The following is a 13663-nucleotide window of genomic DNA, read 5'->3' as shown; positions in this document are numbered from 1 at the left end:
CGTGGAAGGGTGCCGAACGCCATCGCCGGTCAGGCGCCGCCCGCGCCCGAGTCCCTGCGCCCCTGGTTCGCCGGGGTGCGCGGATTCTTCGCCGCCGGGCGGCCCGAGGAGACCTTCGTCCATCTGCCCGCCGCCGCCACCAAGGTGGTGCTGCGGGTGCGCGCGGACGGCCGACGCGATGTGCTCGCCGTGGGACCGCGCGTGCGGGCCTCCTACCACGCGAGCAAACAGGGCCTGTCCTGCGTCGAGTTGTGGCTCGCGCCGGGCGCGGTCCGGCCACTGCTGGGCGTCGCGGCCACCGAACTGGTGGGCCGCGCGATCCCCTTGCCCGCGCTCCCCGGCGCGGCCGCGCCCCGGCTCGCGGCCGCGCTGCACCGCCTGGACCCGCGCGACCCCCTGCCCGAACTCATCGAGACGCTGCCCACGTCGCTGCCCGCGGTGGACCCCGCCCGTACGGCGCTGCTGCGAGCCGGGGTCGACGCGCTGTCCGTGCACCCGGACCGGACCCCCGCCCGGGTCCGCGAGGTGGCCGGTGAACTGGCCGTCAGCGAACGGAAGTTGCGCAACCTCTTCGCCGACGGCGTCGGCGTCTCCCCCAAGCACTACGCCCGCATCGACCGCGTCCGCACGATCGTCACCCGCGCGACCACCACCCCCTGGTCCCAACTGGCCGCCGCCACCGGCTACTACGACCAGTCCCACATGACCACCGACTTCCGCACCCTGATGGGCGTCCCGCCCCGCTCCTACTTCACCGACCGCCTCCCGGCGCGATCACCCTGCGGGGCGCGCCTCGGCTGAGACGCCGCCCGGACGCGCCGGACCCGTCGCAGCGAACACCACACGGACACAGCCGTCCGGATCACGAAGGCGATCTCCGCCCCGTGCTGGCCGACGAACTCAACGATGTGCATCGTCCGTTCCTCCCTCGCTCCACCGAATTCCGCTGCTCGGGGCCGCCGTCCGGCCTTGTGACTCCGGTCTACGGGCCCTGTCCGTCCGGCCCGGAGCTCGTTCGGACAGGGCGCGGACGAGGCGGCCGTGACCTGCGGACGGCGCGCGCCGTCCGGATGTCCGAGGTGTCCGCGCGCGGACATGCGCGGTCGTCGGGCGGACGTGTGCGCCGACCCCGTAGGCTCGGTCGGCAGGCACGACGGGGCGGAGGGTCGGTATGACGACGAGCCGGGAGCGGAGGCCGTCGACGGGGGGACTCGCGCTGAAGCCCCTCGATCCGGACGCCCCGGAGCCGATGCGGAAGGTGGCTCGGCGGCTGCGGGAACTGCTGGCCGAGGCGGGGTTCACGGGTGTCCGGGACATCGCGTCCACCTGCGGTGTGGGCAGAAGTACCGTCTCGGACGCGCTGTCGGGCTCGCGCGCGCCGACCTGGACCACCGTGGCGGCGCTGCTCAAAGCGGCCGGGACGGGTGCCAGTACCCGGTGGAAGCGCGCCGTGGAGGAGGCGAAGGAGAGCGAGCGGGAGTGGAAGAGCGCCCGGCGGGGCCACTCGGACGGCACCGGGGCGGCGGCCTCCGGGAGCACGGCGGCCGCGCGCGAGGCGGCCGACGCCGGGCCCGGGACCTTCTCGGTCCGCGCGCCCTACGGTGAACTGCCGGGCCGGGTCCGCGGGCGCGACGAGCTGCTGGCCGCGCTCGAAGGGGACGTGACCGAGGGCTCCGACCGGGTCCAGGTGCTGTACGGGCTGGGCGGTTGCGGCAAGACCACGGTGGCCCTGCGGCTGGCACGGTTCGCACACGGCCTGGGCCACCATGTCTTCTGGATCTCCGGCGCCTCCCGGGACCGGCTGAGCACCGGGATGCGTCAGGTCGCGCGCGAACTGGGTGTGTCCGAGCACGACATCGACGCCGCGTGGTCCGGCCGGTCGAGCGCGACCGACCTGGTGTGGCGCGCCCTCGACGGTGCGGAGCGGCCGTGGCTGCTGGTGGTCGACAATCTGGACGAGCCGCCGGTGGCCGCGTCCGTGGACGGCTCGGTCGGTGACGGCACGGGGTGGATCCGGTCGAGTACGGCCGGGCTCACCGTGGTCACGTCACGGATCGGGAATCCCATGCTGTGGGGCGGCGCCGCGTGGTGCCGTCCCGTCGACACGCTGGCACCACAGGACGGGGCGGCCGTCCTGATCGACCTCGCGGGCGACGCGGGGAGCGAGGCGGACGCCCGGCGGCTCGCGGAGCAACTCGGGGGCCTGCCGCTGGCGTTGCGGCTGGCCGGGTCGTTTCTGGCCCGGGCGCGCCGGGGAGTCGGGCTGCTCACCGCGGGAGGAGACAACGGCCCGGTACGGGACTTCGCGGGCTATATGCGGGAGTTGGAGCGGCTGGGAGCGGAACTGCTCGATCGTGGCGAGCGCTCGGACGGGCTCGCGGACGAACGCCGGCTGCGACGCCTGGTGGGCCGTACCTGGGAGATGAGCCTCGACCTCCTGGCCCGGCAGGGCATGCCCGAGGCCCGGCGGCTGATGCGGCTGCTCTCCTGCTTCGGGCGCGCGCCCTTCCCGATGGACCTGTTGCGCACCGCTCTGGAGACGTGTCCCGAGCTGCTGCCCGGCGACGTGGAGCGGTGCGAGGCCGCCATCGAGGCCCTGGTGGACCTGAGCCTGCTGAGCGTGGAGGACATAACGCTGTCCGTCGACCACGCGGCCGGGTCGGTAAGCGCCCTGCCCTGGTTGACGGCCCACCCCCTGGTCCTGGAGACGAACGCGCTGCAGATCCGCAACGCCCCGGAGCGGACGCGGACACACCTGTGGCGAGCGGCTTCGGTGATCGTCACCCTGTTCGGTCAGATCCCGCCCGATCCCGAGATGTGGAAGATCTGGCAGCTCCTGGTTCCGCACGTCCGGACGGGTCTGCGCCAGGTACCCGACACACCCGAGGACGCGCTCGTCGCCTTCCTGCGCGCGGGCATGGTGGCGCGCAACTACGCGGCGGGGTCCAACAACCACGCGCTCTCGGCGGAGTTGGCCTCGGCACTGCGCGAGCGAGCCGCGGCCCTGCCCGAGGGACACCCGACCCGCCTGGCCGTCCGGCGCGTGAACTATGACGAAGGGGAAGACACGGACCGCTCCGCCGAGGCGAACCAGGTGTACGAAGCCTGTCTTCGACACTACGGCGCGGGCCACGAGGCCACGGTGTCGGCCCGGCTGGCATGGGCGGAGGCGCTGTCCCGGGCGGGCCGCGTGGCGGAGGCCGAACAGGAACTCCGGGCGATGGCCGAGGCGGCACATCAGCTCTCCCAGCCCAAGCCGGTGTTGGTCATCGCCGAGCTCGTGCGCATGCTGGTCGAGCAGGGCAAGGTGGACGAAGCCGCCGAGGAGGCACGCGAGTTGCTCGCGGACCGCGGCGCACGGAAGGAAAACGTCGTGCTCGCCCACCACGCGGCCCACGCCCTGGATGCCGCCGGGCTGCTGACCGGGGCCGAGACGTACTACCGCGCGATCCTCGGCCGGCTCGAAGAAGCCTCGGAGGAAGGCTCGCCGCTCTACCGCGACATGGCCTGGCACCTGGCGGACAACCTCGCCCAGCAGGACCGCGCGGACGAGGCGGCGGACCTGCTCGGCGGGCTGCTGGGCTGGTACCGGGCGAATCCCGCCACCGACACCGACCGCGTCGACACCCTGGAGTGGCTCGCCCACCGGCGGGCATGCCTCCAGATGGCGTCGGACCAGGCCGAGTTGGCGGAGGCCGAGCTGCGAGACGTCCTGGCCGAGGAGTTCGCGGGACTCGGCGCCGCCGATCCGGCCGTGACGCGCCTGCGGTTCCTGGTGGTGGAGACCCTGCTCGCCCAGCAGCGGCCCACGGACGCCGAACGGGCGTTGGACGAGGTCGAGCGGGACCTGACCGAGACCGACGACGACTCGACGTTCCTGCGCCGGGCCCTGTCCGTTTGGCGCGCCCGCTGCCGCTGTGCGCACGGCAGATGCGACCAGGCCGTCGTCCTCTACGACGAGGTCGTCGCGGCGCTGGCCGACGACCCGGCACTCGCCGGGCGCATCGCCGCGGAGGCCGAGCGGTGCCGCCACAGTCCGCGGTGCCCGGCCCCGCCGCCCGCCCCCACCCTCACTGCACCGACGCCAGCTCCTCCCCCGCCTCCATCGGATGCGTGACGTCCTGCGCGTCCCGGCTGCGGCCGAGGTGGTTGAAGACCAGGTTGAGCAGGACCGCCGTGACGCAGCCCGTGGAGATGCCCGAGTCCAGGACGATCCGCGCGGTGTCCGGGAAGGCGTGGTAGAAGTCCGGGGCCGTGATCGGGACGATGCCGATGGCCAGCGAGACCGCGACGATCAGGACGTTGTTGTCCTTGTCCAGGCCGGCGCGTACCAGGGTCTGGATGCCGCTCGCGGCGACCGAGCCGAAGAGGACGACGCCCGCGCCGCCGAGGACGGGGCGGGGGACGACGGCGATCAGGGACGCGGCCGCCGGGCACAGGCCCATCAGGACGAGGAAGCCGCCGCCGAAGGCGACCACGAAGCGGCTGCGGATGCGGGTCATGGCGACCAGGCCGATGTTCTGCGCGAAGGCGCTGCACATGAAGCCGTTGAAGAAGGGGCTGAGGGCGGAGCCCAGGGTGTCGGCGCGCAGGCCGGCCGCGATGGTCCGCTCGTCCGAGGGCCGTTCGACGATCTCGCCGAGGGCCAGCATGTCGGCGGTGGACTCGGTCATCGAGACCACCATCACCACGCACATCGACAGGATCGCGGCGATATGGAACTGCGGCGCGCCGAAGTGGAAGGGGGTCGGGAAGCCGACCAGGTCGGCCGACGCGACCGGGGAGAAGTCGGTGACCCCGAACGGGATCGCGATCAGCGTCCCGGCGATCAGGCCGAGCAGCACCGCGATCTGCTTGACGAACCCGCGGGTGAAGCGGCGCAGCAGCAGGACGATGAGGAGGGTGAGGCCGGCCAGGGTGAGGTTGGTGGTCGAGCCGTAGTCATGGGCCGACGGGTCGGGGCCCTGGGCCCAGCCGAAGGCGACCGGGAGCAGGGAGACACCGATCAGGGTGATGACCGTACCGGTGACGACCGGTGGGAAGAAGCGGACGGCCTTGCAGAACACCGGGGCGGCGAGGAAGCCGAGGAATCCGGCGACCATGACCGCGCCGAAGATCATCGGCAGGGCGTCCGACTTGTCCTTGGCCGAGGCGATGATCGCGGTCATGGGGGCGACACCGGCGAAGGTGACGCCGTTGACGAAGGGCAGCCGGGCGCCGATCTTCCAGAAGCCGAGGGTCTGGAGGAACGTGGCGAGCCCCGCGGTGAACAGGCAGGCGCCGGTGAGGAAGGTGAGGCCGGTGCCGGACAGACCGGCGGCCGCGCCGACGATCAGGGGCGGGGCGACGACGCCCGCGTACATGGCGGCCACATGCTGGAGGCCGCTGGTCGCCATCTTCAGGGCGGGGAGTTTCTCGTCCACCGGGTGGACGGGGACTGGCGCTGCTTCGGCGGATTGGGCGGACACGGCGGGCTCCTCCGGTCGGTTAAGACACGTCGGCTGTGGACGTGGGTTTCAGGGAGGTGGTGCGCGACGGGCATGGGGGCACCTCCCGCTCGAGCGCAGCCGAGAGTGGGGGAGGGACCGGGGACCCCGGCGGGGGTCGTGGACGGGGAACCGTAGGGGTCGTGGAGGGGAACCATGAGAGTCATGGTGGGGAACCGGTCCGGGGCGCGCACGCTCTCGCGCGCGCCCCGGAGCCGGCCGCCGTGGGCCCCGCTCGGGTCCACGGCTGCCGGCCGGGAGCCGTCCCTCCCGGCCGGAGTCGGGGGGTCAGCGCTGAGCGGCGAGCTGCGCCAGGCGCCGGGCCTCGTCGCGGGTGGCGCGCGCGACGGCGTCCTCGTCGACGGTCAACAGGCGTCCGTCCGCGACGATCTGACGGCCATTCACGAACGACGCGGTGACCGGGGCGGCCGCGCCGAAGACCAGGGCGGTCACCGGGTCGGCGATGGAGGCGTGGGCCAGCGTGTCCAGCTTCCACAGCACCACGTCGGCCAGCTTGCCCGCCTCCAGTGAGCCGGTCTCGGCGGCCCGGCCGAGGACGCGGGCGCCCCCGTGGGTGCCGAGCCGCAGGGCCTGGCGGGCGTTCAGCGCGGACTCCTTGTGGGCGCCGAGCCGGTTGATGAGCAGGGCGTTGCGCAGCTCGGTGTGGAGTTCGCCGGACTCGTTGGAGGCGGTGCCGTCGACGCCGAGGCCGACCGGGACACCGGCGGCGAGCATGTCCGGGACCCGTGCGATGCCCGCGGCGAGCCGGGCGTTGGACGAGGGGCAGTGGGCGACGCCGGTCCCGGTGCGGGCGAAGGCGGCGATGTCGGAGTCGTTCATATGGACGCAGTGCGCCATCCACACGTCCTCGCCCAGCCAGCCCGTGGACTCGAAGTAGTCGGTCGGGCCCATGCCGAACAGCTCGTGGCAGAACTTCTCCTCCTCCACGGTCTCCGAGCCGTGCGTGTGCAGCCGTACCCCGAGGTGTCGGGCCAACTCGGCCGCGTTGCGCAGGAGTTCGGTGGAGACGGAGAAGGGGGAGCAGGGGGCGACGGCGACCTGGGTCATGGCGTCGAAGGAGGGGTCGTGGTGCTCCTTGACGGTGGCCTCGGTCGCGGCGAGCGCACCGTCCAGGCTCTCCACGGCGAAGTCCGGGGGCAGTCCGCCGTCCGACTCGCCGCGGTCCATGGAGCCGCGGGCGAGGGTGAAGCGGACGCCCGTCTCCCGGGCGGCGCGGATGATCGCGCCGGACAGGTCGCCGGTGCCGCGCGGGTAGACGTAGTGGTGGTCCATGGCGGTGGTGACGCCGCCGCGGGCCATCATGGCGAGCGAGCCCCGGGCCGCCGTGTAGGCCATGGGTTCGTCGATGCGCGCCCAGATCGGGTAGAGCGCCACCAGCCAGTCGAACAGGTTGTGGTCCGTGGCCAGGCCCCGGGTGATCCACTGGTAGAAGTGGTGGTGGGTGTTGATCAGGCCGGGGGTCGCCAGATGTCCGGTGGCGTCGATCCGGCGGACCACGTTCTCCAGGCCCTCGGGTGCCGGCCCCGCGCCGAGCGCCTCGATGCGGTTGCCGGCCAGGACCAGGTACCCGGAGGCGTACTCGGTGTCGTCGGCGTCGACGGTCGCGATCGAACAGTTCTCGATGACGATGCGCTGGGCTGCTGCCATGGTTCGTCCTTTTCGCTCAGCGGACTTCTGTGGGGAGGGCACGGCAGGACCCTGGGGAGATTTGAGTGCCGCGGCCGGGCTCCGGTGGGGGTGGTACCCCGGCCGCGGGTGCCGAAAAGGAGGTCGATCAGGTGCGGGGGGTGGATCAGAGGTTGGTGAGGTCCACCGGGATCCGCGGTTCGCAGCCGTCCCGCAGGATCGTCGCCTCGATCAGGCCGTAGGGCCGGTCGGCGGCGTAGTAGACCTCGTTGTCGTTCTTGAGCCCGAACGGCTCCAGGTCGACCAGGAAGTGGTGCTTGTTGGGCAGCGAGAAGCGGACCTCGTCGATCTCGCTGCGGTTGTTGATGATGCGCGAGCCCATCTGGTACATGGTCTGCTGCAGGGAGAGCGAGTAGGTCTCGGCGAACGCCTGGAGCATGTGCTTCTTGACCTGCTCGTACGACTTCTCCCAGTGCGGCATCTTCTGCTCGTCGTCGGTCCAGTTGAACCGCCAGCGGCCGGAGACGGAGGTCGCCAGGATGCGGTCGTGGGCCTCCTGGAGGGTCGTGTACTTGTCCTTGACGAAGCCCCAGAACTCGGAGTTGGTCGAGTTCATGACGGTGAGGTCCTTGAGGCCGGAGACGACCTCCCAGGACGAGCCGTCGTAGGTGATCTGGGTCAGCCGGGTCTCCTGGCCCTTGCGGACGAAGGAGTGCTTGACCTCGTCGGCGCCGATGAACTTCGAGTTGGCGTCGGAGGTGCCGATCCGCTCCCAGGCGTACTCCTCGATCCGGATCCGGGCGCGCTGGATCGGCTCCTGGGAGGTGACGAAGTGCCGGGCGAGATGGATGCCGAACTGCTCGGCGGACTCGATGCCGAACTCCTTGGCGAACGCGAACACCGTGTTCTTGGTCGTGTCGGTCGGCAGCACATTCGCGTTGGAGCCCGAGTAGTGGACGTCCTCCATGTCACCGCTCAGCGACACGGAGACGTTGAGGTCCTTGATGTGATGGGTGGCGCCGTCCCGCGTGATCTTGACGACTCGGTTCTCAGCCTTGCCGTACTGGTTCTGTCCCAGGATCACAGGGCGGGCAGGGCGGGAATTGACGGTCATGTAGCTAGCTCCCTCGGTAAACGGAGTAGCCGAACGGGTTGAGCAGCAGCGGTACGTGGTAGTGCTCGCCCGGTACGACGGCGAAGGTGATCGCCACCTCGGGGAAGAACACGGCCGGTCCGCTGTCCCGATTCGCGGGGGCGTCCTGCTGCGCATCGGCTTGCTGGTTCGCTGATTGCTCTCGGAAATACGGCTCTACGGCGAAGTCGAGCCGTACCTGGGTGGTACCCACCGGTGGCGTCGGCAGGTCCTTGCACCGGCCGTCGGCGTCGGTCGCGGAGCCGCCGAGCGCGACCCAGTCCGCGCCTCCGCCCGGGCGGGCGGAGAGGCGGACGGCGACGCCCGCGGCGGGGCGGCCGATCGAGGTGTCCAGGATGTGCGTGGACACGGAGGCGGTGGTGCTGGTGCTCATGGGTCAGGCGTCCTCTTCGACGAGTCGGGCCAGTCGGATGCGGTTGATCTTCCCCAGCTCGGTGCGGACGATCTCCCGCTCCCGCTCCGGCGCGTTGCCGATCCGCTCCTTGACCGCGTCCCGCATCCGCTCGCCGGTCAGACCGGTGGCGCAGATCAGGAAGACATGCCCGAACTTCTCCTGGTAGGCCAGGTTGAGTTCGAGCATCTCGGCCTTGAGCCCATCGGACGCGCCGGCCATGCCGCGCTGCTCGCGGGCGGAGGCCGGATCGCCCGGCCGGGGCCGCCCGATCGGCGGGTGCCCGGCCATCGCCTCCGCCAGATCGGCGGCGGTCAGCTCGGCCAGGGCGGCGTCGCTCGCGGCGTAGAGCTCGTCGGCGGTGGCGTAGGGGCGGGCGGCGGTCAGCCGTCGTACCCACGTCATGGAGGCGCACGCCTCATGGAGGGCGGCGGCGGCCGCCGGCTCCTCCAGATCGTTGAACCGGGCCAGGCCCGGGGGCGTGAAAGTCGACGTCACGGGAGCCTCCGTGGCCGGATTCGGCCTATGTGCTGAACGGGCTGCCGATAGCTAACGCCCCCGGAAACGCCACGTCAACACTTTGTTGAAAATTCCGCGTTACGAGCCGTTACAAGCGGCGACACACCCCCCGGGGACCTCAGTTGCCCTTCTCCCGGTTGAGATAGTTGTAGACGGTGAAGCGGCTGACGCCCAGCGCGCTCGCCACGGTCTCCACCCCGTGCCGCACCGCGAAGGCGCCCCGCGCCTCCAGTATCCGCACGACCTCCTGCTTGGCCCTGCGGTCCAGGTCGGACAGCGGCCGCCCCTCCCTGCGCTCCATCGCGGCGAGGATGTGATCGAGGGAGTCGGCGAGCTGGGGCAGCCGTACGGCGACGACATCGGCGCCCTCCCAGGCGAGCACGACGTCCTCGGGACCGGCCTCGTCGGGCGGCACCATCGTCCCGCCCATGGCGTCGACCAGCGGCTTCACGGCCGCGATGAAGGGCTGCTCCCCGGTCATCTACCACCCTCCCCGTCGCCGTGGCCGCCCCCGCTGCCGTCGCCGTCGCCGCTACCGCCCTCGTCGCCCAGCACATTGACCTGGAGCGAGATCCGGGTGGCGCCGGCCGCGAGGCTCCTGCGCAGCAGCGCGTCCACCGCGGTGAGCACGGGCTCGGCGCCGCCCTCGGCGGTGTTGCCGAACGGGCCGACGTCCACGGCGTCGAGGGCCGCGGTCTCGATGACCTCGCGCGCCGCCAGGGCATGCGCGGGGGCCTCTTCCAGGTCGAAGGGTTCGGTCGTGAACTCCACTCTCAATCGCACGCGCACAACCTAACGCGCCGTGCGCGCCCCGGGGCGCCCCAGCCGGGACCGGCCTCCGGACCCCCTTGACAAGCACCGACACACGGCGGCAATCTTCCAATACGCAGAAACGAACTTCCGTAATGCGGAATTACTACCACGGAAGGGAGCGCGGCCCGACATGCCAGGTTCCGACTGGGGCACCGCCGCAGACCAGCGCTTCAACGTCAACCTGTCGATCCTCTTCACGGAACTCCCGCTCCTGGAGCGCCCCGCGGCCGCCGCCGCGGCGGGCTTCACCGCGGTCGAGCTGTGGTGGCCCTGGGTCGACTCACCCACCCCCGAGCAATCCCGCCTTGACGCCCTGAAACGGGCGATCGAGGACGCGGGCGTACGACTGACCGGGCTGAACTTCTACGCCGGGCGGCTTCCTGGCCCGGACCGCGGCGCCCTGTCCGTCCCCGGCGAGGAGTCCGAGCGGTTCCGCGCCAATGTCGAGGTGACCGCGGACTTCGCCGCCTCACTCGGCTGCACGGCGCTCAACGCGCTCTACGGCAACCGCGTGGACGGCGTGGACCCGGCCGAGCAGGACGCGCTGGCCCTGGAGAACCTGGCCCTCGCGGCCCGCGCCGCCGACCGGATCGGCGCGACGCTGCTGGTCGAGGCGCTGAACGCGCCCGAGTCGCCGCGCTACCCGCTGGTGTCGGCGCCGAGCGCGGTCGAGGTCGTCGACCGGGTCAACGCGGCGACGGGCCTCGGGAACGCGTCGTTCCTGATGGACCTGTACCACCTGGCCATGAACGGCGAGGACCTGCCCGCGGTGATCGACCGGTACGCGGCGAAGACCGGCCATGTCCAGATCGCCGACAGTCCGGGCCGCGGCGCCCCCGGCACCGGTTCGCTCCCGCTGGCGGAGCTGCTCGACCGGCTGCGGAAGGCCGGTTACGAGGGCTGGGTGGGCCTGGAGTACAAGCCGGGCGACCGCCCGAGCGCCGAGGCCTTCGACTGGCTCCCCCGCGAGGCGCGCCCGGCGCGCTGAACTCCCCCGACTTCGCACGGCAGTTGAGAGAGGCACCCCCGAACATGAGCACAACACTCCCGAAGATCGCCTGGATCGGCCTCGGCATCATGGGCTCCCCCATGTCCGAGAACCTGATCAAGGCGGGTTACGACGTCACCGGCCACACCCTGGAACAGGCGAAGCTGGACCGGCTGGCCGCCGCCGGTGGCATCGCGGCCCCCTCGATCGCCGAGGCGGTGCGGGACGCCGATGTGGTGATCACGATGGTGCCCGCGTCCCCGCAGGTGGAGGCCATCGCCTACGGCCCGGACGGCATCCTGGAGAACGTCCGTCCCGGCACCCTGCTGATCGACATGTCCTCGATCACCCCGGGGACCTCGATCGAGCTGGCTGCCGCCGCGAAGGAGAAGGGCGTCCGGGTGCTGGACGCCCCGGTGTCCGGCGGCGAGGCCGGGGCCGTCGAGGCGGTGCTGTCCATCATGGTCGGCGGCGAGCAGGCCGACTTCGACGAGGCGAGGCCCCTCTTCGAGGCGCTCGGCAGGACCATCGTGCTGTGCGGACCGCACGGCTCGGGCCAGACCGTGAAGGCGGCCAACCAGCTGATCGTCGCCGTCAACATCCAGGCGTGCGCCGAGGCCGTGGTCTTCCTGGAGAAGTCGGGCGTGGACCTCCCGGCCGCGCTCGACGTGCTCAACGGGGGCCTGGCCGGTTCGACGGTGCTCACGCGCAAGAAGGACAACTTCCTGAACCGCGACTTCGCGCCGGGCTTCCGGATCGATCTGCACCACAAGGACATGGGCATCGTGACCGACGCCGCCCGCAGCGTGGGCGCGGCCCTGCCGGTCGGCGCCGTGGTCGCCCAGCTGGTGGCGTCCCTGCGCGCGCAGGGCGACGGCGGTCTGGACCACTCGGCGCTGCTGCGGTCGGTGGAACGGCTGTCGGGCGCCCAGGTCTGACGCCTCGCCGGGGCCGGCCTCCGGGCCCCCTTCGAGACTTCCGGGTCGCGGTGCCGCTGACACCTGTCCCGTCGCGCCCAAGTGGTGCCGCGACCCGGAACCATATTCAACAAACTGTTGACGCCCCGTTCACCCCACTTCTAGGCTCCACGCAGACTTCTAGGCTCCACAAAGCGGAAGACGATTTCCGCTGCCACCCGCATGGAAGGTCCACGATGTCGCAGCGCGTGCTCACGACAGAGTCCGGCGCCCCGGTCGCCGACAACCAGAACTCCGCCACCGCCGGCGTCGGCGGCCCGCTCCTGCTCCAGGACCAGCACCTCCTGGAGAAGCTCGCGCGCTTCAACCGCGAGCGGATCCCGGAGCGGGTGGTGCACGCCCGGGGCTCCGGCGCGTACGGGCACTTCGAGGTGACCGACGATGTCACCGGGTACACCCACGCCGCCTTCCTCGGTGAGATCGGCAGGCGTACCGAGGTGTTCGCGCGGTTCTCCACGGTCGCGGACAACCTCGGCGGCGCGGACGCGGTGCGCGACCCGCGCGGCTTCGCGCTCAAGTTCTACACCGAGGAGGGCAATTACGACCTCGTCGGCAACAACACCCCGGTGTTCTTCATCAAGGACCCGCTGAAGTTCCCCGACTTCATCCACTCGCAGAAGCGGGACCCGTTCACCGGCAAGCAGGAGCCGGACAACGTCTGGGACTTCTGGGCGCACGCGCCCGAGGCCACGCATCAGGTGACCTGGCTGATGGGCGATCGCGGCATCCCGGCGTCGTACCGGCACATGAACGGTTACGGCTCGCACACCTACCAGTGGACGAACGCCGCCGGGGAGGGCTTCTTCGTCAAGTACCACTTCAAGACGAACCAGGGCGTCCGCTGCCTGTCCAGCGAGCAGGCGCAGGAGCTGGCGGGCAAGGACCCCAACTCCCACCAGACGGACCTGCTCCAGGCGATCGAGCGGGGCGTGCACCCCTCGTGGACGCTGTACGTGCAGGTCATGCCGGCGGCGGACGCGGCGGAGTACCGCTTCAACCCGTTCGACCTGACGAAGGTCTGGCCGCACCGCGACTATCCGCTGCGGCGGGTGGGCCGCCTGGTCCTGGACCGCAACCCGGACAACGTGTTCGCGGAGGTCGAGCAGGCGGCGTTCTCCCCGAACAACTTCGTGCCCGGCATCGGCCCCTCGGCGGACAAGATGCTCCAGGGCCGGCTGTTCGCCTACGCGGACGCCCACCGGTACCGCCTGGGCGTCAACCACACCCAGCTCGCCGTGAACGCGCCCCGGGCGACGACCGCGGACAACTACGGGCGGGACGGCCTGATGGCGGCCAACTCCCAGGGCCGGTACGCCAAGAACTACGAGCCGAACTCCTACGAGGGCCCCGCCGAGACCGGCCGCCCGCTCGCGGCGCCGCTGCCCGTCTCCGGCCACACCGGCACGCATGCCGCGCCGTCGCACACCAAGGACGACGACTTCTACCAGGCGGGCGAGCTGTACCGGCTGATGTCCGAGGAGGAGAAGCGGCGCCTGGTCGCGAACATCGCCGGGGGCCTCGCCCAGGTCTCCCGCGACGATGTGATCGAGAAGAACCTCGCGCACTTCCACGCGGCGGACCCGGAGTACGGCAGGCGGGTGCGGGAAGCGGTCGAGGCCCTGCGCGAGGACTGAGGGCGGCGATCGACCAGCAGGCGGCGTGCGGGGTCTGACGGGAGGTCATTCCCGC

The 13663-nt window shown here is 71.5% G+C and carries 12 protein-coding genes; 5 read left to right on the top strand and 7 right to left on the bottom strand.

Going from position 1 to position 13663, the window contains the following annotated elements; translation table 11 throughout:
• Positions 1 to 9: 9 nt before the first annotated feature.
• Together ACLF5H_RS01180 and ACLF5H_RS01175 are read left to right on the top strand one after the other, a co-directional pair.
• Positions 10 to 801 (top strand): helix-turn-helix domain-containing protein, encoded by a 792-nt coding sequence (locus tag ACLF5H_RS01180; RefSeq protein WP_421674186.1) that lies wholly within the window; start codon positions 10 to 12, stop codon positions 799 to 801.
• Positions 802 to 1171: 370 nt separating this feature from the next.
• The gene (locus ACLF5H_RS01175) at positions 1172 to 4117 is read left to right on the top strand and encodes a hypothetical protein (RefSeq protein WP_421674185.1); all 2946 of its coding nucleotides are present in this window, start codon (positions 1172 to 1174) and stop codon (positions 4115 to 4117) included.
• Here ACLF5H_RS01175 and ACLF5H_RS01170 read toward each other — a convergent pair.
• The 7 genes from ACLF5H_RS01170 to ACLF5H_RS01140 form a co-directional block, all read right to left on the bottom strand.
• Positions 4071 to 5468, bottom strand: coding sequence for a nucleobase:cation symporter-2 family protein (locus tag ACLF5H_RS01170; protein ID WP_421674184.1), 1398 nt, complete (start codon positions 5466 to 5468; stop codon positions 4071 to 4073). The two genes, ACLF5H_RS01175 and ACLF5H_RS01170, sit on opposite strands and share 47 nt — an antisense overlap.
• Positions 5469 to 5774: 306 nt before the next feature.
• The gene (locus ACLF5H_RS01165; protein WP_421674183.1) at positions 5775 to 7154 is read right to left on the bottom strand and encodes an 8-oxoguanine deaminase; all 1380 of its coding nucleotides are present in this window, start codon (positions 7152 to 7154) and stop codon (positions 5775 to 5777) included.
• A 145-nt stretch (positions 7155 to 7299) separates the two neighbouring features.
• Positions 7300 to 8247: a factor-independent urate hydroxylase gene (gene pucL / locus ACLF5H_RS01160; RefSeq protein ID WP_421674182.1), complete on the bottom strand. Its 948-nt coding sequence runs from the start codon at positions 8245 to 8247 to the stop codon at positions 7300 to 7302.
• A gap of 4 nt (positions 8248 to 8251) precedes the next feature.
• Positions 8252 to 8659, bottom strand: coding sequence for a hydroxyisourate hydrolase (gene uraH, locus ACLF5H_RS01155; protein ID WP_421674181.1), 408 nt, complete (start codon positions 8657 to 8659; stop codon positions 8252 to 8254).
• A gap of 3 nt (positions 8660 to 8662) precedes the next feature.
• Entirely contained in the window at positions 8663 to 9175 is a 513-nt protein-coding gene (gene uraD, locus ACLF5H_RS01150; RefSeq protein ID WP_421674180.1) for a 2-oxo-4-hydroxy-4-carboxy-5-ureidoimidazoline decarboxylase, read from the bottom strand.
• A gap of 139 nt (positions 9176 to 9314) precedes the next feature.
• Positions 9315 to 9677, bottom strand: a complete 363-nt coding sequence (locus ACLF5H_RS01145; protein ID WP_421674179.1) for a helix-turn-helix domain-containing protein — start codon at positions 9675 to 9677, stop codon at positions 9315 to 9317.
• The gene (locus ACLF5H_RS01140; RefSeq protein ID WP_421674178.1) at positions 9674 to 9979 is read right to left on the bottom strand and encodes a hypothetical protein; all 306 of its coding nucleotides are present in this window, start codon (positions 9977 to 9979) and stop codon (positions 9674 to 9676) included. The genes ACLF5H_RS01145 and ACLF5H_RS01140 overlap by 4 nt, the downstream gene beginning before the upstream one ends.
• A gap of 160 nt (positions 9980 to 10139) precedes the next feature.
• On the opposite strand from ACLF5H_RS01140, the gene ACLF5H_RS01135 reads away from it, so the two are divergent.
• The 3 genes from ACLF5H_RS01135 (at position 10140) to ACLF5H_RS01125 (ending at position 13608) form a co-directional block, all read left to right on the top strand.
• Entirely contained in the window at positions 10140 to 10997 is an 858-nt protein-coding gene (locus ACLF5H_RS01135; RefSeq protein ID WP_421674177.1) for a TIM barrel protein, read from the top strand.
• A gap of 44 nt (positions 10998 to 11041) precedes the next feature.
• Positions 11042 to 11935, top strand: a complete 894-nt coding sequence (locus ACLF5H_RS01130; RefSeq protein WP_421674176.1) for a 2-hydroxy-3-oxopropionate reductase — start codon at positions 11042 to 11044, stop codon at positions 11933 to 11935.
• 215 nt (positions 11936 to 12150) lie between these two features.
• Entirely contained in the window at positions 12151 to 13608 is a 1458-nt protein-coding gene (locus ACLF5H_RS01125) for a catalase (protein WP_421674175.1), read from the top strand.
• The last annotated feature ends 55 nt before the right edge of the window (positions 13609 to 13663 follow it).

This window comes from Streptomyces sp. LaBMicrA B280, from assembly GCF_049222185.1.
GTDB classification, from domain to species: Bacteria; Actinomycetota; Actinomycetes; order Streptomycetales; family Streptomycetaceae; genus Streptomyces; species Streptomyces murinus.
Note: the sequence above shows the minus strand (reverse complement) of the source record. Positions and strands in the feature narration are given on the sequence as shown.

What these genes read in the sequence shown, in the direction of transcription:
- ACLF5H_RS01175 (WP_421674185.1), top strand. Translation starts at nt 1,172, where the DNA reads ATGACGACGAGCCGGGAGCGGAGGCCGTCGACGGGGGGACTCGCGCTG.
- ACLF5H_RS01165 (WP_421674183.1), bottom strand. Translation starts at nt 7,154, where the DNA reads ATGGCAGCAGCCCAGCGCATCGTCATCGAGAACTGTTCGATCGCGACC.
- pucL (WP_421674182.1), bottom strand. Translation starts at nt 8,247, where the DNA reads ATGACCGTCAATTCCCGCCCTGCCCGCCCTGTGATCCTGGGACAGAAC.
- uraH (WP_421674181.1), bottom strand. Translation starts at nt 8,659, where the DNA reads ATGAGCACCAGCACCACCGCCTCCGTGTCCACGCACATCCTGGACACC.
- ACLF5H_RS01145 (WP_421674179.1), bottom strand. Translation starts at nt 9,677, where the DNA reads ATGACCGGGGAGCAGCCCTTCATCGCGGCCGTGAAGCCGCTGGTCGAC.
- ACLF5H_RS01135 (WP_421674177.1), top strand. Translation starts at nt 10,140, where the DNA reads ATGCCAGGTTCCGACTGGGGCACCGCCGCAGACCAGCGCTTCAACGTC.
- ACLF5H_RS01130 (WP_421674176.1), top strand. Translation starts at nt 11,042, where the DNA reads ATGAGCACAACACTCCCGAAGATCGCCTGGATCGGCCTCGGCATCATG.
- ACLF5H_RS01125 (WP_421674175.1), top strand. Translation starts at nt 12,151, where the DNA reads ATGTCGCAGCGCGTGCTCACGACAGAGTCCGGCGCCCCGGTCGCCGAC.